This is a genomic window from Ruegeria sp. CDSA034, assembly GCF_059612275.1.
Map to the genome: position 1 here is coordinate 1 of NZ_JBXWQH010000016.1, position 23,316 is coordinate 23,316.

General features: G+C 56.4%; 27 protein-coding genes. 11 read left to right on the top strand and 16 right to left on the bottom strand.

What is annotated here, in order from left to right:
* A partial coding sequence (locus tag AC2FLJ_RS19945) for a calcium-binding protein (RefSeq protein WP_496707293.1) occupies positions 1-435 on the top strand: 435 nt, incomplete at its 5' end.
* Between the two features lie 335 nt (positions 436-770).
* On the opposite strand, the gene AC2FLJ_RS19950 is transcribed toward AC2FLJ_RS19945, so the two are convergent.
* The 3 genes from AC2FLJ_RS19950 to AC2FLJ_RS19960 all read right to left on the bottom strand — a co-directional run bounded on the left by AC2FLJ_RS19950 (position 771) and on the right by AC2FLJ_RS19960 (position 3,038).
* Complete coding sequence (locus tag AC2FLJ_RS19950) at positions 771-1,457, bottom strand: thermonuclease family protein (protein ID WP_496707295.1); 687 nt, start codon at positions 1,455-1,457, stop codon at positions 771-773.
* A 206-nt stretch (positions 1,458-1,663) separates the two neighbouring features.
* A complete protein-coding gene (locus AC2FLJ_RS19955) occupies positions 1,664-2,041 on the bottom strand; it encodes a hypothetical protein (RefSeq protein WP_496707297.1) in 378 nt (125 codons plus the stop codon).
* Between the two features lie 145 nt (positions 2,042-2,186).
* Complete coding sequence (locus tag AC2FLJ_RS19960; protein WP_496707299.1) at positions 2,187-3,038, bottom strand: hypothetical protein; 852 nt, start codon at positions 3,036-3,038, stop codon at positions 2,187-2,189.
* A 579-nt stretch (positions 3,039-3,617) separates the two neighbouring features.
* Between AC2FLJ_RS19960 and AC2FLJ_RS19965 the strand changes: the two genes are divergently transcribed.
* The gene (locus AC2FLJ_RS19965; protein WP_496707300.1) at positions 3,618-3,950 is read left to right on the top strand and encodes a DUF2441 domain-containing protein; all 333 of its coding nucleotides are present in this window, start codon (positions 3,618-3,620) and stop codon (positions 3,948-3,950) included.
* Positions 3,951-3,993: 43 nt separating this feature from the next.
* Positions 3,994-4,191 (top strand): hypothetical protein, encoded by a 198-nt coding sequence (locus tag AC2FLJ_RS19970; protein WP_170469038.1) that lies wholly within the window; start codon positions 3,994-3,996, stop codon positions 4,189-4,191.
* A 216-nt stretch (positions 4,192-4,407) separates the two neighbouring features.
* On the opposite strand, the gene AC2FLJ_RS19975 is transcribed toward AC2FLJ_RS19970, so the two are convergent.
* The 3 genes from AC2FLJ_RS19975 to AC2FLJ_RS19985 form a co-directional block, all read right to left on the bottom strand.
* Positions 4,408-5,685 (bottom strand): DUF5906 domain-containing protein, encoded by a 1,278-nt coding sequence (locus AC2FLJ_RS19975; RefSeq protein ID WP_496707302.1) that lies wholly within the window; start codon positions 5,683-5,685, stop codon positions 4,408-4,410.
* A gap of 1,517 nt (positions 5,686-7,202) precedes the next feature.
* Entirely contained in the window at positions 7,203-7,403 is a 201-nt protein-coding gene (locus AC2FLJ_RS19980; RefSeq protein WP_496707304.1) for a hypothetical protein, read from the bottom strand.
* Positions 7,400-7,609, bottom strand: a complete 210-nt coding sequence (locus AC2FLJ_RS19985) for a helix-turn-helix domain-containing protein (RefSeq protein WP_170469047.1) — start codon at positions 7,607-7,609, stop codon at positions 7,400-7,402. The genes AC2FLJ_RS19980 and AC2FLJ_RS19985 overlap by 4 nt, the downstream gene beginning before the upstream one ends.
* A 112-nt stretch (positions 7,610-7,721) precedes the next feature.
* On the opposite strand from AC2FLJ_RS19985, the gene AC2FLJ_RS19990 reads away from it, so the two are divergent.
* From AC2FLJ_RS19990 to yddG, 4 genes are all read left to right on the top strand, one after another.
* Complete coding sequence (locus AC2FLJ_RS19990; RefSeq protein ID WP_496707305.1) at positions 7,722-8,261, top strand: hypothetical protein; 540 nt, start codon at positions 7,722-7,724, stop codon at positions 8,259-8,261.
* Positions 8,254-9,333, top strand: a complete 1,080-nt coding sequence (locus AC2FLJ_RS19995; RefSeq protein WP_496707307.1) for a tyrosine-type recombinase/integrase — start codon at positions 8,254-8,256, stop codon at positions 9,331-9,333. The genes AC2FLJ_RS19990 and AC2FLJ_RS19995 overlap by 8 nt, the downstream gene beginning before the upstream one ends.
* 388 nt (positions 9,334-9,721) lie before the next feature.
* Positions 9,722-10,669 carry a transcriptional regulator GcvA gene (locus tag AC2FLJ_RS20000; protein ID WP_496707309.1) on the top strand — a complete coding sequence of 316 codons (948 nt, stop codon included), beginning with the start codon at positions 9,722-9,724 and terminating at the stop codon, positions 10,667-10,669.
* On the top strand, positions 10,666-11,532 hold the full coding sequence (yddG, locus tag AC2FLJ_RS20005) for an aromatic amino acid exporter YddG (RefSeq protein ID WP_058273561.1): 867 nt from the start codon (positions 10,666-10,668) through the stop codon (positions 11,530-11,532). The genes AC2FLJ_RS20000 and yddG overlap by 4 nt, the downstream gene beginning before the upstream one ends.
* Here the strand turns inward: yddG and AC2FLJ_RS20010 are convergent.
* The 3 genes from AC2FLJ_RS20010 to AC2FLJ_RS20020 all read right to left on the bottom strand — a co-directional run bounded on the left by AC2FLJ_RS20010 (position 11,529) and on the right by AC2FLJ_RS20020 (position 12,800).
* On the bottom strand, positions 11,529-11,693 hold the full coding sequence (locus AC2FLJ_RS20010) for a YdcH family protein (protein WP_082649277.1): 165 nt from the start codon (positions 11,691-11,693) through the stop codon (positions 11,529-11,531). The two genes, yddG and AC2FLJ_RS20010, sit on opposite strands and share 4 nt — an antisense overlap.
* 121 nt (positions 11,694-11,814) lie before the next feature.
* Positions 11,815-12,588: a tRNA1(Val) (adenine(37)-N6)-methyltransferase gene (locus tag AC2FLJ_RS20015; RefSeq protein WP_496707312.1), complete on the bottom strand. Its 774-nt coding sequence runs from the start codon at positions 12,586-12,588 to the stop codon at positions 11,815-11,817.
* The gene (locus AC2FLJ_RS20020; protein ID WP_037316655.1) at positions 12,585-12,800 is read right to left on the bottom strand and encodes a putative signal transducing protein; all 216 of its coding nucleotides are present in this window, start codon (positions 12,798-12,800) and stop codon (positions 12,585-12,587) included. The genes AC2FLJ_RS20015 and AC2FLJ_RS20020 overlap by 4 nt, the downstream gene beginning before the upstream one ends.
* 56 nt (positions 12,801-12,856) lie before the next feature.
* On the opposite strand from AC2FLJ_RS20020, the gene AC2FLJ_RS20025 reads away from it, so the two are divergent.
* The gene (locus AC2FLJ_RS20025; RefSeq protein ID WP_496707314.1) at positions 12,857-13,855 is read left to right on the top strand and encodes a polyprenyl synthetase family protein; all 999 of its coding nucleotides are present in this window, start codon (positions 12,857-12,859) and stop codon (positions 13,853-13,855) included.
* On the opposite strand, the gene AC2FLJ_RS20030 is transcribed toward AC2FLJ_RS20025, so the two are convergent.
* From AC2FLJ_RS20030 to soxR, 4 genes are all read right to left on the bottom strand, one after another.
* A complete protein-coding gene (locus tag AC2FLJ_RS20030; RefSeq protein WP_496707316.1) occupies positions 13,848-14,669 on the bottom strand; it encodes a 4-(cytidine 5'-diphospho)-2-C-methyl-D-erythritol kinase in 822 nt (273 codons plus the stop codon). The genes AC2FLJ_RS20025 and AC2FLJ_RS20030 overlap by 8 nt on opposite strands.
* Positions 14,659-16,371 (bottom strand): tetratricopeptide repeat protein, encoded by a 1,713-nt coding sequence (locus AC2FLJ_RS20035; protein WP_496698724.1) that lies wholly within the window; start codon positions 16,369-16,371, stop codon positions 14,659-14,661. The genes AC2FLJ_RS20030 and AC2FLJ_RS20035 overlap by 11 nt, the downstream gene beginning before the upstream one ends.
* A gap of 104 nt (positions 16,372-16,475) precedes the next feature.
* Positions 16,476-18,122 (bottom strand): electron transfer flavoprotein-ubiquinone oxidoreductase, encoded by a 1,647-nt coding sequence (locus AC2FLJ_RS20040; protein ID WP_496698722.1) that lies wholly within the window; start codon positions 18,120-18,122, stop codon positions 16,476-16,478.
* A 135-nt stretch (positions 18,123-18,257) separates the two neighbouring features.
* Positions 18,258-18,713 (bottom strand): redox-sensitive transcriptional activator SoxR, encoded by a 456-nt coding sequence (gene soxR, locus AC2FLJ_RS20045; RefSeq protein WP_058278822.1) that lies wholly within the window; start codon positions 18,711-18,713, stop codon positions 18,258-18,260.
* An 88-nt stretch (positions 18,714-18,801) separates the two neighbouring features.
* Here soxR and AC2FLJ_RS20050 point away from each other — a divergent pair, with 88 nt between their 5' ends.
* From AC2FLJ_RS20050 to AC2FLJ_RS20060, 3 genes are all read left to right on the top strand, one after another.
* Entirely contained in the window at positions 18,802-19,182 is a 381-nt protein-coding gene (locus tag AC2FLJ_RS20050; protein WP_058273569.1) for a VOC family protein, read from the top strand.
* A gap of 241 nt (positions 19,183-19,423) precedes the next feature.
* Entirely contained in the window at positions 19,424-19,894 is a 471-nt protein-coding gene (gene greA / locus AC2FLJ_RS20055; protein WP_058278909.1) for a transcription elongation factor GreA, read from the top strand.
* Positions 19,895-19,908: 14 nt separating this feature from the next.
* Complete coding sequence (locus tag AC2FLJ_RS20060; protein WP_496698718.1) at positions 19,909-20,901, top strand: hypothetical protein; 993 nt, start codon at positions 19,909-19,911, stop codon at positions 20,899-20,901.
* Here AC2FLJ_RS20060 and AC2FLJ_RS20065 read toward each other — a convergent pair whose 3' ends face one another.
* From AC2FLJ_RS20065 to mobA, 3 genes are read right to left on the bottom strand one after another with little or no spacing between them, the layout of a single operon-like run.
* Positions 20,902-22,167, bottom strand: coding sequence for a molybdopterin-binding protein (locus AC2FLJ_RS20065; RefSeq protein WP_496707318.1), 1,266 nt, complete (start codon positions 22,165-22,167; stop codon positions 20,902-20,904). It abuts the gene before it with no gap.
* A complete protein-coding gene (gene mobB / locus AC2FLJ_RS20070) occupies positions 22,164-22,655 on the bottom strand; it encodes a molybdopterin-guanine dinucleotide biosynthesis protein B (protein WP_496707320.1) in 492 nt (163 codons plus the stop codon). The genes AC2FLJ_RS20065 and mobB overlap by 4 nt, the downstream gene beginning before the upstream one ends.
* Positions 22,652-23,296: a molybdenum cofactor guanylyltransferase MobA gene (gene mobA, locus AC2FLJ_RS20075; RefSeq protein WP_496707322.1), complete on the bottom strand. Its 645-nt coding sequence runs from the start codon at positions 23,294-23,296 to the stop codon at positions 22,652-22,654. Before mobA ends, mobB begins: the two co-directional genes overlap by 4 nt.
* Between the last annotated feature and the right edge of the window lie 20 nt (positions 23,297-23,316).

A 23,316-nucleotide genomic window follows, 5' to 3' on the forward strand; every position in this document is an offset into this window, starting at 1 on the left:
AACGGCGAAACCGTGACGGTCACGGATCACTTCCGAAGCAGCACCTATGATATGGAAGAGATCGAGTTTGCCGATGGTACGGTGCTCGGCCTGAATGATATCCGTGGAAAAGCGCTACAAGGTGGCGCAGGGGACGACGCGATCATCGGGTTTGCTTCAAACGATGTCATTTCCGGTGGGACCGGAAACGATGTTCTGACTGGTGGAGGCGGAGATGACGTGTTCGTCTTCAACTCACTTGTCGCCGAAGGAAACGATCGTATTACGGATTTAGAACTGGGTGCGGACAAAATCGAGTTTGCAGGGAACACCTATTTTGACCTGGACTTTGTTGATACCGGATCCGGTTCTCGGATCGAGTGGGACAACGGGTCTGTTGAACTTGACGGTATCTTAGTCTCTTCACTAAGCGAGGATCAATTCACGTTTGTCTAAAGCTAAACGCCGAAGTGGTTTGACAAAGCCACTTCGGCTATCTGCGGAGCGGATTGTTGTCGCCCGCTTAACCGGACGGACATCACGGGGCGAGGTTGTCTAAAACAACACCGTGGCCAGAGGCAGAAAGCGCTACGATATTTGGAGGTTTTCGCGCCTTCTGCCTTTGGCGTTTCCATGTTCAACGGCTTTGTTGCGCATCTTTCCAAACCAGAAACTGTTCAGCGAGCGTCGGCTAAATCTGAGATGGAAATTATATCTTGATTTTGACCCCATTACGGAAGGTTGGAAGTGCTCCCTATCAGTACGAACTGGTAAAGCTCGTTTGATGGTTGTCACCAAAACCTTCGGCAAACGCCTTCGCTTATCATTATCCCGCCCAGGTCCCGGCCGTCTTCCAAACGGCAACTGCCGATCTTACGGTCATAGCTAGTTCGCCCATTAAGGTAACAGGTCAGATTCTGGTCCGTGACTAGGGTTTGCATCCGCCCAGTTGCCTGACGGCCCTTCGTCGTTCCCCGCTCTGCGCAGTCAAGCGAGCCGAAGCGAATAGGAACACCTGCAACCTCTATAGTGTCACCATCTCGGACGCGGGTCACGCGACCCCTGAGCTCTTGGGTACTAGTCAAGGCAACAACAGTACCCAGATATTCCGGAAACCGTTCAACAGCCTGGAAAACCAAAAATATGGCAACACCCAAAGCAATGATCAAAGATAGCAGTTTGTTACCCTTTGCTTTGTGACGTTTGCGGTTCTTGGCGAAGGCTCTTCGGCTTGTTTTGAGCCTGGCTGGGGAATTTGGCTGACGGACGCTGCGTGATTTCATACGCGTTTGCTTTGTCGTAATTTTCAGAAGTTGACTGTATTGCTTCTTGGTTAGGTTTGTTCCAGTGCCGTGGCGATCAAGCTTACTCTTGATGCCCCTAAGAAAGTCTCGCTCCCACTCATTCAACAAGGTTGATGCGAGCGCCAAGTTAATACGGCGTTGTATCTCGTCCAATTTTTCGGGTGTAAATGGCATTTTGCTTCAATTTCCACTCAGCTTACCCCCGAAAATTGGCTTATTTGGCAAAAGGGCAACCCACAGGTTCCCTTAGCTAAACCACTGTTGTGAAAAAGCTGCGTAATGACAGTTTTACCGGAGGCATCCTAGTGGGCTAAAAACTCCGGCTCGTTTAAATCTTGGTCTGCCCCCTGCGGGCAGTTGCTGCGGCTCCCGTCCTGCAGTTAGTTGATAGGTTCAGGACTGGTATGCTCTGAGGTGAAGTCACGCCTCAGCTTATTGTAATCAAGCAGGCTTGTACCCAACGCAGGGCTTAGGCCAAGCAGATGGGTGTATTGTTCGATCACCCCGGCCAAGGAAATCCGACGCAAACCCACAAGGTCCGCCTCTTCAGTTAGGAACCAGTCGTCTCCCTGTTCATCAATCTTCCGTTGCTCCAGTTTCCGAAGGTCGAGCAGGGTGCACACGGCGCTGACGTATATGCGTATCAGGTCGACGTGCAGCACCGTAAAATACCCAATAGGACGACTGTGCACCACCGCAGCCCATTTCGTTGCTTCGCGTTCGGGCGAGTCGGCAGGAGCCGGGAGATACTCGGTCATATCAAGTCCTTTATGCTTTGGGTGGAGCTAAAGGATAGTGGTTACAACTTCTGGATGTATAGGGCACTATAAATAAGGCGAAATTCAACTTCGTAGTAGGTGGGCGCACCGCGCCACACCTCTGTTTTTTAATAGTTGGTCAGTCTCATCGGTTTGGCACTAACAAACCACGCAGTTCTGGTGGTCCATAAACCGAGACAAAACCATTCTTTGTGTCCGTAAACCTTCCGGCTTCGACAATGACATCATTGTCTTGGGATCTAAGATGGAATTTCCCACCGTTGAAGCGATCCGAAGTTAAAGAGAACTGAAAAACGTCGTTCACTTTCGCTGAAACTTCGACGTTTTCAGCGATATTGTGACCGACAAATAGAGATGATGCGCCTCGCTTGCCGGAAAAGAGGGCAAATCCATTGCCGTTTATGTCTGACCCGATCCTATAGAAAGGGATTTTATCGGAATTGGCTTGAATGGATGAAGTTCCGTCGCGATTTGCATAAATCCACGTCCCAAATTCTCCGCTGCTAGGTCCAAGCCAAATGGTCGACAACGCGGGGTCTTTGCCGGCGGCAAACCCGCCAACACTTTCGTTGTTCGAGTCCACAATTTCCAAGGCGGACGTTCGGACGATCTCCACACCGTTGCCTATTGTTGATTTCACAACGGTTGTAACGAAGTCAGTTGACACATTTTCTACCGCCAGGGCCACTTCGTTTCTTACGCTTGCTTTGGCTGCAATGAGGGCTTCACCAAAGGCTGCACCCGCGTTTTCGATCGTTTTTTTCAAAACATTTGTTTGACTTATGACGACCCCCAGGTCCTTCTCAGCCCTTTCCAGTTCTTTCTTGGTAGTGTCCAGAACCTTGTAACCCCATGCACCACTCAGGCCGAAGATAATGGCAACTACACCAATGATTTTGCTATAAATTTCGTATGTCTGGATTTTCGCGGCCAATGCCTCGACTTTTTCTTCCAGTTTTTTGACGGGGTCTTCCAATACAGTGTTCCTTTGGTTCTGCCTGTGTTGTCCAAGGGCGCAGCTAAGCCGCTCAACATGATGCATTAATTCCTCTGAATAGCTCGAGCAAGAACCTGAAACAAAATCTTTGGTTGTGTGACTAAAGAAATTTTCGCGCTATTGTCCGATATTTCCAACTTGCTCCGGCTCAGTCGGCAACGGATGGTCTGGTGGGGCAACACCGTGGGCGTCCAACCACTCCAGGACGACCAACCAATCGTCCTGTGGACCGCGCGTACAACGCATCTGGCGCGCAGATTCAAGCTTACACCTCAAGTCATAAGGAATAGTCATTGGCCAGCGTCTCATACAGATGTTCTAGTTTTGTTCTTGGAGTCGTGCAAGGCCTAGCCAGCAACAAATCTCGTTGCTACCTGCTGTCAGTCGTGTTTGTCTGCACTTCCCAAAATGAACAGTTCAAATACCGAGATGAATAATACAATGCATTCAACATTCTATCACATCGCGCCAATACCTTTAGGCGTAGGGAGCGTGATACTACCCGGGAACTTTTGGCGCATTCGGTCCAATTTGGAAATAGATCGGAGAAAGGCTGATATGGAATTGGCCTATGAAACTGTGAGGGCAAAAGAGTTTAGTGGCAAACCGAGCAGACAAGACTGTGTATTTTGCTGCGAAAGCGAAGCAGATGCTCGCAGGTTTGCCGAAATCCACGGTCGTGCGACGAATTTGATCTATGAAGTAGAATTAGTCGATCAAAGTGCTTTGGTTCACAAAACCAATTATGAACTGATAGATTTTGAGGCAGGGCCGACGAAATGGGATGAACTTGCTCGCAGTTATTGGTCTGATGGGCACACTGAAAACATCGAAGTTATCTGCGGTGGAGCGATTAGAATTGTTAGTTTTGTCGGCCCGGTTACACCTTAAGAGAAAGTAGCCAGCAACATACCTGCAATGTTACGCTGTGCGCATGGAAGACATATTCATACTCGTGCTGTACGTTCTGGCGATGGTCGCGCTGCTGTGGCTGTATTTCGTCGTGCCGTGGAATATGGCCAAGAACCGAAATCGCAACCCGTGGATCTGGGTCGGCATCAGCATCGTCGGATCACCCCTTCTGGCCATCCTGCTTCTGTACGCTCTGGGCGACGCACCGAACACGGTTTAGGCCGCACAACGGAGTTTGGTGCGGGTCGTCAGGTCGTACGGAGTGCAATTGTTTTGGTTTTTCCCTATTCTCCATTCTTCCCTCCTTATTCTTAATTTCTTCGCAATAAGAGAAAAGATACGACCCGTACGACCCGATGCTGTGTAACCCGCTGTTACTACGTGGAATTGCTAAGGTCGTATCTACGACCCGGGATACGACCCGCAAGGGAGTTTTCTATTGTCCGGTTGGTTTCTGTACGACACGCAGGTGCTTGCGGTCCACTGGTTCGTCATCCTGCAGGTCGGATACGACCCGGTAGATACGACCCGCATTATCAGCAGCGATACCCATTGTGCTTCCGCGTGGGTCGAAGGGTGCGATACCAAGTAAAGACGACCAGTGCGCGGACAGCGGCAAGAAGTTCTTACGCACCAACTCGGAATTTGGTTCCTTGCCGAAATCGTGTTGGGAATAAAATCCCAATTTCGTCTGAACGCCGGAGCCTTGGAACAGCGACCGTCGGCGGTCCCACACCTTTCGGAAACCAAGAGCAGTCAGCACGTGTTTGGCGACGAGGTCCGGGCGGCCTTTCGGCTTGTCTATTTGCCGGTCCTTTACCGCAGTCTTGATAAATTCGCGCACGTCCTGCGACGACAGCACAAGGGTTTTGGCGAAGGTGCCGAGGTGTTCTTGTACGTATTGCGCAGCTTCTGAAAGGTTGTCTTCCTGTAGGTCAAGTTTGCGGTCGGTAATCGGTGCTTCGACCGTGTAGCCTTTTTCAATGCCTTCTGGCGTCCCAATCAGGGACATTATCCGGGGTGCTTCGGCCAGCGCCCAATGTAGCACGGCTTGCTTGCCGCCTTTCTTATAGAACCAGTTGCGCAACCCCGATATCTGGTCCGCGGACATTTTGGTTTCGGTAACGCGCGGCACAAAGTAACGGCGGTCGGTGTCGTCGATGTTAATGGCGCTATCGTGGTTAGAGGACAGATACCAATAGCCGATATTGCGGGTTGTGGCCTTGCCCCGGTAACGTTCCGCGATCGACACAAACTCGTTGGTAATGTACGGCTTCAGGGCTTCGGTAAACCCCCACGGACTTTTGCCGCTCTCTCGGGCTTCTTCCACTACAATTATTCGCTTGCCTCGGTACCATTCGTTAAACCTGTCGCTGCTAAACAACTGGGGTGTTATCTCGTCCGCGTTGTCCCGACCAACCAGTTCCGACAGCAGTTCGCCGAAGGTAGTTTTGCCTGTCCCGGTCTCATGCGATATCGCGCAGATAGCCCACAGGAACCCTCGGTCTCGCGTCCGGTTTCCAGCGACCACAGCGAACCAAGCAAGAGCGATATTCCGTTCGCGTGGGTCTGGGAATAGGTGTTCGGCGAAGGCCAGGAAGGGAGCAATGTCGCCTTCTACCGGGTCGAAGTCTGGGCCACGGAACAGGTTGGCGTATCTGCGGCCACCATCGTAGAACAGCGCGCCAAACGGTAGACTTGGGGTCGGTGCCATAGTCGTACACGATTTCTGTGTGAGGCGACGCGACCACCTGTTCGTATGCGTTCTTACTTGGGGCAAACGGGTGGTGGTAGTAGCTGGTAAACGTGCCAGAAGTTACTTCTTCGTCAGGGTCGAGCTTGCGCAGTTCGCACACGGTTTTGCGGTTCTTAAAGTGGACGAACAGTTCTGCGTAGTGTGGACGGAAGAAATACGACACTCGTTCTCCTCCTTGCGGCCCAGTGGTTACAATCCGATCATACGGAAACGTGCGCAGCCGAAACTTCGACATAAAGTCCACACCCCGCACACCAAACGTCCCGTCTGCTAAATCCCACCCAGACCCGTCGTGTTTCTTCGGGTTACGTAACTGGTCGAAGTAGGACGGGTCCGATATGTAAACCGCAGCAGCAATTCCTTCTAAAGCGTCGGCCAGCCGCACAGCTTTCTCTAATCCAGGCTTGTCCTTGTCGCGGAATATGTAAACGGTGCGACCGCGCAAAGGCCGAAGGTCCGTTTGCTGTGGTCCTGCGCCAGCCATAACCGAAGCGTGGGCCATACGCCGCAGTTGTTTGTGCCAAGGGTGGGTTTCGTCTTGCGTTGCGATATTGCCGGCGTCAGCCGCGTCTTCGCCTTCGTGCAGCGCCACGGGTATGTCTGGGGTGCGTTTCTCTATTCTGTCTAGGCCATACAGCGGTCGTTGTTCGCCGCTAGGCCAACCGGGCACCCACCGCTGGCCGTTTTCGTCCTTGCCGAAATAATAGGGCTTAACCACTTTGTCTTGCCCAGACCCCCAACGCAGAACAACAGCCAGCAGGGCGTTTTCGCCGTTGCGTATTTCGTGGATTTTGTCTGCTTTATCTGCTTGTTTAGGTAGGCCGAACGACACGGGGACTTCTGGTATTCGCTTTGGTTTGTCGCGCTGGCTTGGTTTGTCAGCCCAAGCAACGTTTTCTACAAGCTCGTTTGCGGCGGTCTCTAGGTCGGACTTGCTACAGCGTAGAGCCAGACAGCACAGGTGGTAGGTGCCGGGTTGGTCGCCGGGACGAACCAGCAGCGACGGATTGTGGTCTGTGTGGCCAGGACCAATACACCGGATTGTGGTTTCTTTTCCTTGGTCTGCGAGTGCCAAGGCTTGCGTAAATGTAGGCATTTTGTCCCCTATCTATTTTGGCTAGGGGCTTTACTCGCTGGGTCCTCGCAGCTAAACTCAGGGTTGTAAAGCCGTGGTTGGTACCGTTGCGGTCGGCTTTACGCCGCCACAGAACTACGGAAAAATTTGGCCCACGACTGCTCATCCGGTCGTGGGTTCTTTTCTTTAATCCTGTAGCTCTGTAGTAAGCTGTGTTCGTGCGCAAAACACACGCCAAATATTCGCCTTTTAACAGACGCTTATCAGGGGTATATTTCGTGTAAGCTTGGGGCATTTTCTGTTTCTTGTTGCCTCTTGTTGCATTGATCCCCGGTCGTCACAGATCCGGGGATCAATCAGTTTCTGACATCACAACCTTAACGCGATATACCTTGCTGGGCTAGGTTTTGGGTTCGGCGTTGTCATAAGCTTCGGTGGCCGGATTGTAGATCAACAGCCGCACATCGGCGTTTAAGGCTTTCACGATGTTCCTGGCTGTGCGCAGTTCCGCCGCGTTTTCAACCTTCACGCCATAGCCGTTCTCCGCAGCGTGTTTGATCGCACCGATCAGTTCTTCGTCTCGCAGTGTCATTGGCTTCATGCGGCACCCTTCCCGACCACCTCAACCTTCGACTGGTTGATGTAGTCAATCAGGTCAGACCCCAGGATGCGCCGGGTTCGTGGACCGTATTGCTGGTGAGGGATGGCTTTGTGCCGAACCTTCGCTTGAATGGTTTGTATGTTGATCTGCAATATCTCAGCCACCTCGGGCAGTGTATACTGCTTGTTTGGTTCAATATCAGACATATTGTATTCCATTGAAAACGTAGTTTAGAGTATATTGAGGATATATAACTTTACTTCTTCGGTAAACCCTTATACTAAAAAGACGTAACTTAGCGTACAGGCAGGATTACAGATGATCGAAAAACGACAACAGGCCTTGCTCCGCGAGATGGCGGACGCACAGGACAACGAACTGCGGTTCAGGGCTGTGCATTACCTGATTGCGGAATACGTGCCCCGGACCGAAGCGCAGATGGGTGCGTTGGCCGCAGCACTGGCCGAATTGACCGGGGCAACGGACCTCGGGCCGCTGGAGAGCGTTGTAGAGGCGTGTAAGTTACTAAAGCTGGCCTATGTAACCGGCGAGGGCAACGAGAACGCCTCTAACGCGCCTCTACGCCCGGTCCCAAACGCAGCCAGGATGGGGAAAGTGGCTGAAATACTCGGCCCACACCTGATCTGGGACTTCACGGCCAAGCACAACTTCTTCCCCAATGCGCGCGACCCACTAACGGCGGTCGCGGTGTCGGGGGTTCACACAATCATTGAAGGCAAGAGCATCATTCGCTGCGGGTACTGCGAACGGCGCATCGTCCCCAAGCGGTCTTCGGCTGCTTGGTGCGGCCCCAGTTGTAAGTCTGGCGCCCAGTACAGGAGGAACCGAGATGGCTAGCATCAATAAGGTCTACACCAAGAAAGGCGAACCGCGCTGGCGGGTAAAATCTGAACGCACGACCCCGAACGGCGAACGGATTCACGCGCCTTCAGCCACGTTCAAGACCTACGCCGAGGCAAAGGCCGAAGCTGCCAAACGGGAATTGGTTGGCGGAACCTTCGGCAAGGGATCGCTGGCCGCATATCTTAGCTCCTGGGTCGATTACCGGGAACGCATGAACTTGGTCCGGCCGAGCACAGCAGTCGGATATCAGTCGGTTATTGACGACGCGAACGCACATATTGGTGCGGTCCCACTTGCCAAGCTTTCGGTGGACGAAATTGAATACTGGTTGGCCGCAATGCGGGAACGCGGTGTCAGTGCCGGTTCGCTTGTCAACTATAAGGCCATCATCAGTTCGGCCCTGAATGACGCTGTGAAGGCGCGTAAGATCATCTACAACCCCTGTTCTGCTGCTCGGTTGCCAAAGACCTCACGACACGGCGAACGAGTGGTGCCACCGCTGGTGGATGTGCGCCGGTTTCTGGACGCCCTCGACCTCACTGAACACGGGTTGCTGTATCGGTTGTGCGCCTTGACTGGGTTGCGCCGGGGTGAAGCGGGTGGTCTGCTCTGGGACTGTGTTGACCTTGAAGGCAAGCAACTACATGTGCGCCGGAACCTAACGCGGGACAAGGCCGGAGAGTGGGTGTTAGGACCGCCCAAGACGCGTACAAGCGAACGTACCGTTCCGCTTGTCTCTGACGCTGTCCAGGTGCTGCGCAGGGCGAAACTGAAAGCCGGGAGCAGTGACTTCGTGTTCCCCGGCAAGAACGGTGGTCCACGGTCAATGGGTGCGGTTTCAGATGCGGGTCGCCGGGTTAAGCGGAACTTGGGGTTACCACAAGCTTTTAGTCCGGCGCACGGGATGCGCAATTTCTTCGCCACAATGATGCTGCGCAACGGAACCGAAATTCGTGTGCTTCAAGGCATTATGGGTCACGCATCGCCGGAACAAACGATGAGCTACCAAAAGCCGGACGACGATGACCGCGCTCAGGCGATGAACGCGATTGATGGTTTGCTCTGAAACGCCGGGGAAAGGCCGGGGAAACCGAAGATTTTAACCCGCCTTTACTTTAAACAACAACACTTAGCGAATTTAAGAGTATTGGTTAAAAAAGCAATTAGGCCCCGGCGTTGTTAGACAACGCCAGAGCCTAAAATTATCCCGTAAGAACGCGCGCGCTGCGCTCAGCGGGAACCGAATAGCCACATAAGGGCGTGTTTGATCATCTTGCCACGTTCAGCATGGGCCCGCTGAAAGGCGCGGGCAGCTGCGGGGTTGGTCGTCATTTCGATCATGGCAGTCATCCTTTCAGTTCAGCTATGTTTGACTTGAACCCAATATGCGCCTTATCAAGAAAGGCGACAAACGAGCTTTCTTTGGGTTTCAGTTAAGATATTCTTGCGTATTGATGAGCGATTACCTTCCCCCGCTAACTGCCCTGCGTGCCTTCGACGCAGCAGCACGCCACATGTCCTTTGCCAAAGCCGCAGAGGAGTTGCGCGTGACCCCGGCAGCCCTGTCTTTCCAGATCAAGTCACTGGAGGAACATCTGGGCCGGCCCTTGTTTCACCGCTTGAACCGCGCGGTTGAGTTGACCGAGGCCGGACGCGCCCTTGCCCCCGGCGCGGCCGAAGGATTCGCCGCACTGCAGACGGCATGGCAAGCTGCGCGCCGACAGGGCAACGATACCTCGCTGACCGTGACAGCAGGCCCGGCGCTGACAGCCAAATGGCTGGCACCGCGCCTGTATGAATTTGCACGGGCGCATCCCGAGATTGACCTGAAATTCTCGGCAACGTTGCGGATTATGGATCTTGAACGTGATGACGTGGATGTGGCCATTCGATTTGGTTACGGGGGGGATGAAGGATTGTATTCCCTGCAAGTTCGCAAGGAATGGCTGACACCGGTGATGACACCAGATCTGGCCGAGCAATTCCCCACCCCCGACAGCCTGCGGGACGCACCATTGATCTTTGACGATTCGATTGCGTTCCTACAACCGCCCAGCGATTGGCCGACCTGGTTCCGCGCGGTCGGAGTGGAATATGCCCCAACGCATGGCGCGCATTTTTCGAACGCAGACCACGCAATTGATGCAGCGGTTGCGGGCGTTGGCGTGGTACTGGGTCGCCGGGCTATGATCTTGAAGGACCTTACCGAGGGACGTCTTGTTGCTCCGTTCAAAACGGCTATCGAAACACAAGGCCGGTTTCGGTTTCTGTGCTTGCCAGGTGCAGAAAATAGGCCCCAAATCGCCGCCTTCCGCGACTGGTTCATGGCCGAGATCGAAAAGACCGCGCATATCTCGGACGAATTCAACATCATCCCGGTCCAAGAGGTTCAAAGCCTATGACCAAATCGCGCGCTACAGCCATCGGGTTTGCCGCCGTCTTGCTGTGGTCGCTGCTGGCCTTGTTCACCGTCGGGTCATCCCCCACGCCGCCACTGTTGCTGAATGCAATCTGCTTTTCGATTGGTGGAACACTTGGCCTGATCTGGACTTGGCGCAGCGGTGGGTTGCGGCAATTGCGGGACGTGCCGTGGACTACCTATCTGTTCGGCACAATCGGGTTGTTCGGCTATCACGCGCTATATTTCTCGGCCCTTCGCATGGCCCCGGCGGCCGAGGCTGGTCTGATCGCATATCTCTGGCCGTTGCTCATCGTGTTGTTTTCCGGGCTTTTGCCGGGCGAACACCTGCGCATCGGACATTTGTTCGGCGCATGTCTGGGGTTTGCAGGGGCTGCCGTGATCATCGCCGGAGGCGGCAGCACAGGGTTTCAGACCGACCACCTGCCCGGCTACGCCTTGGCCTTGTTATGCGCGTTGACGTGGTCTGGATACTCGGTCCTGTCGCGTCGGCTGGGCGATACGCCAACTAGCTCTGTCGCCGTTTTCTGTATTGCGACCGCCATAGCATCCAGTTTGCTGCACCTTGCTGTCGAAGATACCGTCTGGCCTGACAGTGCCTTTAGCTGGACGTCCGTGATCGCACTGGGCCTGGGGCCGGTGGGGTTGGCGTTCTATGTCTGGGATATCGGGGTCAAGCAAGGCGACATACAGCTCTTGGGGACGGCGTCGTACGCGGCACCCTTGTTGTCTACGCTAGCTTTGGTTGTGGCCGGGATCGCCGCCCCGTCCTGGGGTCTGGCGATCGCGGCCCTATTGATTACTGGCGGCGCGGCCATTGCCGCGCGGGCGAGTATGAAAACCTAGGCTGACAGGCGTTCGATCTCTTCTTTTAGCCTTAGTTTTTGTTTTTTGAGTTGAGCGATATGGAGATCATCGATACCTGGCGCGCGTTGGGCTTGTTCAACTTCAAGACCGAGAGTTTCGTGCTTTTTCTTCAGTTCGGTCAGATGTGCGCTCACGCTCATGGCGATACTCCTTCGTTGGTGTCTCAGGTTCACGTAAGAAGTTGACCACATCGTTTCCAGCCTGTCACGCCGCAGACGCACAGAATCTGTAATAAATCCGACAAATTCGGCTGGTTAATGCCTATTGATCAGAAAACCCCGGCAGCGAGGCCCCTTTGCGCAACACGTCTGAGACCTTTGGCGTATAGCTTTCCCCATCATGTTCGTGCCGATCCCCGTCGTGTAAAACGACTGGCGCACGCAGCTGAAAATCGGCGCGGCCGCCCTTTCTGGCTCGTAAAATTACCAATTCTGCCTTGCGACCGGCTCTGGCGGCCAGTGGCAGGACTTCAACCGATCCCAACCGCCCTTCGCATGCCATCAATATGTCGGGAAGACGGTTGGCTTTCTGGATCATATGCAAGTACCCGCGAGGCGCGAGGCGCTTGGCCGCGCAGTCAATCCATGTCTCCAAAGGCGTTTGCTCGCCCAACGCAATACTACGCCCCGTGTCATCGGCCGGGCTATGCGCGCCAGAACGGTAATAAGGCGGGTTTGCGAGTACATGATCGAATTGCCGCTGTTTGAGCGTAGCCGGCAATGCACTGATATCGGCCTCGACTACCTCCAGCGGCGCGTCATTTTTCGCGGCGTTTCGGCGTGCCAATTCTGCATAGCTTGCCTGTAACTCGACCCCAACGGCCTGCAGACCCGGCACGCGGGCCAGCAGGCACAGGATCGCGGCACCCGCGCCACAGCCCAGTTCCAACACGGTGTGACCACGTGTCGCCGGGACGACCGCTGCCAGCAAAACCGGGTCAACCCCCGCGCGATATCCTGCGCGCGGCTGCAACAGACGCATACGTCCGCCCAAAAAGTCGTTTTGGGTCAATTCACTGTCGGAAAACAGGCTCATCTGCCAAGCGGGATTTCGTTGTCACGCATGACCCGTTCTGCGCGGGTCAGGTCATCGGCCCGCACCATCAGGCGGCGCGGAAAGATTCCTATGCCTCCTTCGAGGATGCTCATATTTACGTCCATCTGAAAGCAGTCTATATCCTCGCCCTCAAGAAGGGCGGAAGCAAAGGCCAGAATCGTCGGATCGGTGCTGCGCAAAAGTTCTTTCATGGGGATGGATGTAAGGGCAAGGCAAGGCGGAAGTCGAGCCTTGTATCAGGAGAGTGATGAACATCGACACGATCTCGAAACCGCATGAGCGACTGGCCGAGATTCTGGACGGCGAAATGGATGCCGTAAACCAGTTGATCCGCACGCGCATGGCCTCGGAACACGCACCGCGCATCCCGGAAGTAACTGCGCATCTGGTTGAAGCAGGCGGCAAGCGTCTGCGCCCAATGCTGACGCTGGCGGCGGCCCGGATGTTTGACTATTCGGGTGATCATCACGTGCGACTGGCCGCGACGGTTGAATTCATCCACACCGCAACCCTGTTGCACGACGATGTCGTTGATGAAAGCGCACAGCGGCGTGGCCGCCCCACGGCGAACTTGTTGTGGGACAATAAATCCAGCGTTCTTGTCGGCGACTACCTGTTTTCCCGCAGTTTCCAACTGATGGTTGAGACCGGATCGCTGCGGGTGCTGGACATTCTGGCCAATGCCTCTGCCACCATCGCCGAGGGCGAAGTGTTGCAGATGACCGCTGCCACCGATCTGGGCACTACCGAGGCAATCTATTTGCAGGTCGTTCGCGGCAAGACCGCCGCGCTGTTTTCCGCCGCAACCGAGGTGGGCGGCGTGATTGCTGGCGCGACTGAGGATCAGGTTAAAGCGCTATACGAATACGGCGATGCGCTGGGGATTGCGTTCCAAATTGCCGATGACCTGCTGGATTATCAGGGGGACAGCAAGGCGACCGGAAAGAATGTCGGCGACGACTTCCGCGAGCGCAAACTGACCTTGCCCGTCATCAAGGCTATCGCACAGGCCACCCCGGAAGAGCACGCCTTTTGGGAGCGTACAATTGGTCGAGGCCGTCAGGAAGACGGCGATCTGGACCATGCGCTGAGCCTGATGAACAAATACGGCACGCTGGACGCCACACGGTCGGATGCGTTTGGGTGGGCCACCAAAGCCAAGACCGCGCTGGATGCGCTGCCGGATCACGAGATCCGGTCGTTGCTGCGCGATCTGGCTGACTACGTGGTTTCGCGCCTCAATTAAGCTGCGTGGCGCGGCACCACCAATCGGGGTGCGCCGCGCCAATCTCGTAAGCTGCGAAATGGGCGGCTTTCATGGTTGGGTAGAGCGCAAAACAGGTCGAACCCGAACCTGACATCCGAGCCAGCAGAACATCTTTCGTATCCGACAGATCATCCAGCACCCGGGCAACCTCGGGTGCGATGCCCTTTGTCGGTGGCTCCAAGTCATTGCGTTGTTCCTGCACCCAATCCGCGCATGCCTTGGGCGTTTCAAAGACCGGGATATCATCAGGCATTGGCGGGTTGTCGCGGCTCTGCAAGGCAGAGAATACGGCGCCAGTTGGGACTTCGACACCAGGATTGACCAAAAGCGCGGGCAATTGCGGCAATGAGACCGGCTGCAACCGCTCGCCGATGCCCCGCATCCGGGTGGCCCTTGCCATCATGCAAACCGGCACATCCGCACCAAGGGTCAGGGCAGTTTCGCTAGGGATAGCCACACCCTGATCTGCAATCATGCGCAATGTCGCCGCGGCGTCGGATGATCCGCCGCCAATGCCACCACCGTGGGGCAGCGCTTTGTTCAGGTTGATATGCCCGGTCCATCCAGCGGCGGCGGCGGCTTTCCAGACTAGATTTCGGTCGTCCGCCGGAACGCCCTTGGCGTGTTCACCGGCCACTGACATCGACAGCTCTGACCCCAGCGTGAATTCCAGCTTATCCCCGACATCTGCAAACACTACGAGAGAGTCCAGCAGATGATATCCATCATCGCGTCGGCCGGTCACATGCAGGGTCAGGTTGATCTTGGCGGGCGCGAAACCCTCAATTGCCATTGGCGACTTTCAATGGATCGGCGCCTTCTTCGGCCAAGACCGCGTCCAGGCCCACCTCAATCTTACGACGAATGCGCTCGGGGTCGGCCTCACCATCCGTGTCGTCGGGATCAACAAAGGACAGAGCACGCTTCCACTGAAATTCAGCTTCGCGCGCGCGGCCCACGGCCCAATAGACATCGCCAAGGTGGTCATTTACCACAGGATCAACCGGCATCAGTTCGACCGCGCGCTCCATATGCGCGACGGCTTCGTCATAGCGGCCCAGTCGGAACAGAACCCAGCCAAGACTGTCGACAATATAGCCGCTGTCAGGGCGCGCCGCGACAGCGCGTTCGATCATGTTCAGTGCTTCGTCCAGCTTTTCCTGCCGTTCGACCAGCGAGTAGCCCAAATAGTTCAGAACTTGTGGTTGATCAGGGTTCAGTTCCAGCGCGCGACGGAAATCGGCCTCAGCCGCTTCCCAGTGCTTGAGACGCTCATGCGAGATACCGCGGGCGTAATACAAAAACCAGTTGCCGCTGACACCCTGCTCGGTCAGTTCGATAGCAGTGTCATAGGTCCCAACGGCATCGACATAGTTTTCTTGCCGCCGTTGCAGATCAGCCAGGGCTACATGCACACTGGGCAGGCTGGGGCTTTGCGCCGCGAGGTTCTGCAGAACTTCGGCGGCTGCATCCGTTTTTCCCGATCGGCTCAGAACCTCGGCCCGGCCCAACTCGGCCGCGTGGTAATCGCTGCTGGTGGACGGCACCATACGATAGGCTTCGACGGCCAGGTCATATTGTTCCAGTGCATCCAGCAACTCGGCGCTTAGTAGGATTGCGTCCACGTGGTCCGGGCTCAGAAACGCGGCAATCCGGGCATAGAGAAGTACATAGTCCTGTGACGCCTCGCTGCTGAGCGCGGCACCGACAGAAAAGAACACTTCAGCCATACCGTCCTGCGCCGACTGTATGTGTGTAAATGGCAACGTTTCACCCGCCTTCAAACGCGCCACGTAACCTTCGATGGATGGGTCGCTGCCCGCCGCGAAAACGTCTTTCAGATATTGCAGGGCGTCTTCGTTGCGGTCCAGCTGCGACAATACTTCGGTCCGGGCCAAGGCCGCCCGGCGCGAGAACCGCGACACCGCTCCGTTGTTTGCCGCAAAAATCTCTTCGGCCCCTTCGAAGTCACCAATGGACGCCAGCGCCAACGCCTTGTGGTAAAGCGCGAATTCCAGAAGCCCCTCTTGGGTGCCAACTTCGTCGAACTTTTCCATCGCTTTGGTCATGGCACCTTGCGCCACATAGACCCAACCCAGAACCAAGCCATCTACTAATGGCCCAACGCCTTGGGTTTCAGGATCACGTGCAAGCAACTCATCGAGCTTTCCGTCGTCGATCAGGTTGGCCATAATGACCATCTTTGCCGCCTGACTTGGTAGTTCGAGCGCCTCAATTGACTGCGCAACCGGCAGCGCGCGCTCAATCTCGCCCAATGCAAGACGCGCTACGACGACGTTTTCCAGAAGTTTGCCATTTTCGGGATCGGCGCGCAGGGCCCGCGTATAATATTTCTCGGCAGAAATATAGTCGCTTTGATAAATCGCCTGACGTCCGGCCAGATACGACCCAGAGCCAGAATCCGACAGCGCCGGGAATGCAAATGCCGAGGTTAACAGCGCGGCAAATGCCGCGCGACGAACGAGGGAAGCCACCAAAATCCTGCCTTGCTATCGTTGACTGGACAACAAGCTAGGGCTTTGACCGGAAAGAGGCAATGGCAGAGCCTTCACGACCCCGCCATTGCCCATGTTTTCGCTTACATGTTGGGATAGTTCGGTCCATCCCCGCCCTGCGGCGTGGTCCAGGTGATGTTCTGACTGGGATCCTTGATGTCGCAGGTTTTGCAGTGGACGCAGTTCTGGAAGTTGATGACGAATCGCGCGCCATCTTCATCCTCGACCATCTCGTACACACCAGCCGGGCAATAGCGCTGCGCCGGTTCGTCGAACTTGGGCAAGTTTACTTTGACCGGGATTTCCGGATCGGCCAGCTTCAGGTGGCAAGGCTGGCTTTCCTCGTGGTTGGTCATCGCAAAGGAAACGTTGGTCAGACGGTCAAAGGACAGCTTGCCATCGGGCTTTGGATAATCGATGGGCTTGTGCTTGCTGGCCTCTTCGGTCGATTCAGCATCGTTCTTGCCGTGACCCAGCGTGCCCAGCAGCGAAAAGCCCAGCGTGTTAGTCCACATATCCATGCCGCCCAGCATCAGGCTGGCGGTCAGGCCGTATTTCGACCACAGCGGCTTGACGTTGCGCACCTTCTTCAGGTCTGCGCCGATTGCACCTTCGCGCACGTCGGTTTCATAGGCGGTCAGTTCATCACCCGAACGCTCGGTCTTGATGGCATCAAACGCCGCTTCAGCCGCCGCTTTGCCCGACAACATCGCGTTGTGGTTGCCCTTAATGCGCGGCACGTTGACCATGCCTGCGGAACAGCCCAACAGAGCCACGCCCGGCGCGACAAGCTTGGGCATCGACTGATAGCCACCCTCGGTAATTGCACGGGCACCGTAAGCGACGCGCTTGCCGCCTTTCAGCAGCTCGGCCACCATCGGGTGATGCTTGAAACGCTGGAACTCCATGTACGGATACAGATGCGGGTTCTTGTAGTTCAGGTGAACCACGAAACCGACATAGACCTGATTGTTTTCAAGGTGATAGATGAACGACCCGCCGCCCGCGTTGCTGCCCAGCGGCCAACCCATCGTGTGCGTGACCGAGCCTTCCTTGTGCTTGGCCGGGTCGATCTCCCAGATCTCTTTCATGCCGACGCCGTATTTCTGCACCTCTTTACCAGCAGAGAGGTCATACTTGGCGATCACTTCCTTGGACAGCGAACCGCGCACACCTTCCGACAGGAAGACGTATTTGCCATGCAGCTCCATACCGGGCTCGGTCTGCGGCCCATATGATCCATCAGGCTCCAGACCGAAGACACCGGCGACGACGCCTTTGACTTCGCCTTTGTCGCCGTAGACCAGTTCGGAACACGCCATGCCGGGGAAGATTTCCACGCCCAGTTCTTCCGCCTGTTCGGCCATCCAGCGGCAGACATTGCCCATCGACACGATATAATTTCCGTGGTTGTTCATCAGCGGCGGCATCGGGAAATTGGGAATGCGGATCTTGCCCGCCTCGCCCAGCATGTAGAAGTTGTCTTCATGCACCGGCACGTTCAGTGGCGCGCCTTTTTCTTTCCAGTCCGGGATCAGTGCGTCCAGCCCACAAGGGTCCAGAACCGCGCCCGACAGGATATGCGCGCCCACTTCCGAGCCCTTTTCCAGAACCACGACGTTCAGGTCGGCATCCAGCTGTTTCAGACGGATGGCCGCCGACAGGCCCGCGGGGCCTGCACCCACGATCACCACGTCGTATTCCATCGCTTCGCGTTCAATCTCGGCCATCGCGGGCTCCCTAGCTAACTTTCCGAATTGGCGCTTTCACTGCATGCTCTGCGCAATTTTGTTTCACGGCTGATTACATGGTCGCAAACACCTTGGTCAATCAAAACACGGCGTAACTTTGCTGCAATGCGGCAGTTATGCCTCTGGTGAGTCCCCCATCAGGTACCTGGGACCGCTACCATTGGATTTTGCGCGGTCATCCGGGTTGTAGAGGGCGCATTTCGGCAGGCTTAGACATCCGCAACCAATGCAGCCATCCAAATTGTCGCGCAAGCGCGTCAGGGTATCGATTCGCTGGTCCAGATGGGCCCTTAGCCCCTTGCTGATGTCCTGCCAATCCTGCGGTGTTGGCGTGCGGTTTCCAGGCAGGCCAGACAGGACCTCGCGGATCTCGGGCAAGGTCAGGCCGAACTGCTGCGCAATCATCACAAAACTCAGGCGTCTGATATCTGCGCGCTGATACCGCCGCTGCCCGCCCGCATTGCGCCAGGGCGATATCAGACCTTGCGCCTCATAGTACCGGATCGCCGAAACGGCCAAGCCTGTGCGCCGGGCCAATGCGCCAATTGCCAACCCTTCCGAAGCCGCCATCACATCCTCCTGAAAAATCCCTTGATCTAAAGTTAGGTTTAGGAATTATGGTGAGTCGGGACAAGCCTCAAAACACGAAGGAGATCCTATGATGGCGACACTTGAACACACCAACTTCACCGTTCGCGACCCGCAGGCCTCGGCTGCGTGGATGCACAAGGTGTTCGGTTGGAAAACACGCTGGGAAGGCCCGGCAATTGCAGGCGGTTACACGGTTCACGTGGGCTCCAAGCACACCTATCTGGCGCTTTACGCGCCCAGCGATCCACAACCGTCCGGGGAAAGCAGCTATGACATCGTCGGTGGGCTGAACCACGTGGGCGTTCTGGTCGAAGACATCGACACGACCGAGCAGAAGGTGATCGACGCCGGTTTTACGCCCAAGTCCCATGCTGATTATGAACCGGGTCGGCGGTTCTATTTCAATGACGACAATGACATCGAATTCGAAGTGATTAGCTACGATTAAGGCGTTCTGGGAAACACCCGATAGATTCTTCATCGCCAATGCCCCGAGAGCCACGAGCGTGGCAGGGTATTGGCGATTCAGACTTTTCCCGAACACCATAGGCCGTAATCCGCGCGTTGTGCGACCGAGCCCCCTTGCAATTCACGCCTCATTTGGGTCAGTTAATTGACGACCCATCAAATCGCCCCGACGCGTGTCTCATGCGGCGGGGCGAACCAATTTATGCGTGGACGACAAGAACATGGAAAAAATTCCAATGACGCCTGCGGGTAATGCCGCGCTTGGGGCGGAGCTCAAAAACCTCAAGTCCGTCGAGCGCCCGGCGATCATCGAAGCTATTGCCACAGCGCGCGAGCTGGGCGACCTGAAGGAAAACGCCGAGTATCATTCGGCCCGCGAAAAGCAGGGCTTCATCGAAGGGCGCATCAAAGAGCTGGAAGGCATTCTGTCGCTGGCTGATGTGATCGACCCCGCCAAGCTGAACGGCGCGATCAAATTTGGCGCAAAGGTCACCCTGGTGGATGAAGACACTGACGAGGAAAAGACCTGGCAGATTGTTGGCGAATACGAAGCCAACATCGAAAACGGCCTACTGAATATCAAATCACCCATCGCGCGGGCGTTGATCGGCAAGGAAGAAGGCGACAGTGTCGAAGTACGCACCCCCGGCGGTGTGCGGTCCTATGAAGTTCTAAGTATCGAGTATGCCTGACCGGAGCCTTGACCATGTCAGAGCCCAATCCCGAACAAGATCCCGAACGGCCGACCCCTTTGGGTATATATGATAAGCCTTCACATCCTTCGGTAACCGAGATCGAGATCGTTGCCGTCGCGCTTAGCGTGGTTTGGCTGATTGTGTCGATTGTGTTTCTGGTGCTTCCCGACGAGGTCGATGGCGGCGGATTCGTCGTGACTCTGCTGGCTGTTTTCATGCCGGTGGCGATGATTTGGGTCGCCGCTATGGCGATGCGTGCCAGTCGCGTCATGCGCGAGGAAAGCGCTCGGCTGCAGACAGCGATAGATGCGATCCGTCAGGCTTACGTGATTCAGCAACAGCGCGCCGCCAGCTTGCAAGAACCCGGTGTCAGCAAAAAGCTGAACGAAATCGCCGAGGCCACCAAAAAAGCAGAAACCGCGCTGGCGACGTTTTCGTCGAAACGGACCGAGCCGGTTCGCGGCGAAGCATCTGTTGCCACAGGCGACCAGACGTCTTTGGAACTGGGCACCCCGGCCGAAGAAATCGCGCCACCATTGACGACCGATACCTTCATTCGAGCGCTGAATTTCCCGGAAACGCAGGATGATGCTGAAGGGTTCGACGCCCTTAGGCTGGCGCTACGAGATCGCAAGACCGCTCAACTGGTGCAGGCTTCGCAGGACGTGCTTACCCTGCTAAGTCAGGAAGGCATCTATATGGACGATCTGCGTCCGGATATGGCGCGTCCCGAAATCTGGCGGCAGTTCGCACAGGGCGCGCGCGGCCGCGCGGTTGCCGCGTTGGGCGGAATCAGGGACCGGTCTTCGCTGGCACTGACGGCAGCGCGGATGAAGCAGGACCCGATATTCCGGGACGCCGTGCATCATTTCCTACGACGTTTTGATCACATGATCGTTGAATTCGAACCGGTTGCCAGCGACGCGGACTTGACCGCTTTGGGCGACACGCGAACTGCCCGTGCGTTCATGCTGCTGGGGCGTGTCGCAGGTACCTTCGATTGATCACAGCCCAAAGCTGCCATAAGGAATGAATCGCACCGGATCACCTGGCACGATGTGACAAGCGCCATCCTGAATCTCGACCAATCCCTCAGCCCAGCTAAGTCCACTGATGCGACCTGAGCCTTCCGAGGCAAAGACCTCGACCCGGCCATCACGGACGCGGGCGCGAAGATACTCGCGCCGCCCCGGTTTCTTGCGTTTCTCGAAATTGGCAGGCAGGTCGAACCCCTGCGGTTCGGACCAACCTTCGCCCGCCATCAGACCCAACGCGGGGCGGGCAAAGATCAAAGTGCAGACCTTGGCGGCAACAGGGTTTCCCGGCAGACCAAACACGGGCGTTTCGTTCCACATACCCAACGCCAAGGGGCGGCCCGGTTTCAGTGCGATCCGCCACTCCTGCATTGCCCCGGCCTCTCGCAGCAGGGCCGAGACGTGATCCTCATCCCCGGCGGACGCGCCGCCGCTGGTCAGAATGACGTCGGCCTGTTCTGACGCCTTGTCCAGCCTGTCACGCAGATCTTCCCGGTCGTCGGACACGCGCCCCATATCCACCGGCTCATAGCCCAGCCGCGCGATCATCGACAACAGCATCGGACGGTTGGCGTCAAATATTTGGCCGGGTCCGGCGGGTGTTCCGGGTTCGACCAGCTCATCCCCGGTTGAAAGCACCGCAACGCGCAGCGTCTTGCGTACCGCGACCTCGGATATCCCGGTGGCCGACAAAAGGGCCATGTCAGCAGGGGTCAATCTGCGCCCGGCAGGCAGAACCAAATCGCCCTCGGCCACGTCTTCGCCAGCTTTGCGGGTATTTGCGCCCTGTTTCAGCGGGCCATGAAAGGCGATGTGACCATCCTGAACGGTCACGTCTTCTTCCAGTATGACTGTATCCACACCGGTAGGCAGCGCTGCGCCGGTCAACACGCGCAGTGCCTTGCCGTGTGGCACTGTGCCATCAAACGGAATACCAGCCGCAGCGCGCCCATCCTGCAGCGGCATCACTTGGGGGCCCTCGGGGGCAGCCCCGGAAAACCCATAACCATCCACAGCCGTGTTCGGTTGCGGCGGGTTTGAACGTTTCGCAAAAACGTCTTCTGCCAGTATCCGCCCCACAGCCCGCCCGATCAGAGCCGTTTCGACCGTAGTCACCACCGTCAACCGAGATCGCAACAAGGCCAGCGCGTCGTCCACAGGTGTCCAGTTGACCCCGGCAGGCAAGGCAAAACAATCATTTCGCAGGGGCGGAGGCGTGATGTTTGGCGGCGTCATAATCCGACCTCTTTCAAGATGAAATCCGCGACTGCGGCGGTGTTGTCCAGATCAAACACCGGAACCTGTACCTGCAGGGGCGTATCGCTGGCGACAGCGCGGATCGTACTGTTTTCCGGGGCCATCAACGCATTGCCGGCCTTGGCACGAAACGCTTCGACCTTGGGGTGGCTTTCTCGTTTGAACCCTTCGATCAGTACGAGATCGACCGGGAGCAGCCGAGCCAGAAGATCAGCCAAAGGCGGCTCAGGTGCCCCGCGCAGTTCTTGCATCACGGCAATACGCTTGCCGGATGCCAATAGCACCTCGGACGCACCGGCTTCTCGATGGCGGAAGCTGTCGGTTCCGGTCTGGTCGACATCGACCGCGTGATGGGCATGTTTGACCGTCGAAACCGTGAAGCCGCGCCCGGTAATCTCGGTCACTAACCGCTCCACTAGGCCGGTCTTGCCTGCGTTTTTCCAGCCGGTAACGCCGTAGACCCTCATGCCTGTTCCAGCAGCTTTTGCGCCCGCGCCAAATCGTCGGGCGTGTTGACGTTGAAGAAGGGATCGAAAGGTTCCGCGGGAAACAAAGCTTCACGACCGTCATGTTTGTCGGTCCACAGCACAACCTTGCGCAGCCCGTCATTCAAGGCAACCCGCAGATCATCGCGCAGCGCGACAGGCCAGAGTCCAAATGTCGGATGCCTGTTGACCCGCTTGCCGCCGCCGGACTTTAGAGCTTCATCCCCGGTGCGCGGCGTGGTGGCCAGCACCAGAGGATGTGTTTGCCCTTGGGCAGCGTCGGTCAGCCGCGCCACAAGATCGCGTGGAAAAAACGGCGTATCGGCAGCGGCTGTGACTATGCTGTCGGCGCCTTGCTTAGCAGCCCAGTCGAGCCCCGCCAGCACACCCGCCAAAGGCCCGGCGAACCCTTCGATGGTATCGGGCAGAACCGGCAGGTTCAGATCGGCGAACCGTTCGGGGTCGCCATTGGCGTTCAGCGCCAGACCGTCTACCTGCGGGCCGAACCGGTCAATGACATGAGACAGCAGGCTTTGCCCCCCGATCTGCAACAGACCCTTGTCGCCGCCGCCCATACGGGTGGCGAGGCCGCCTGCGAGGATTACGCCCAAAGGGGTGTTCATTGCTGCACCTTGTTGCTTGC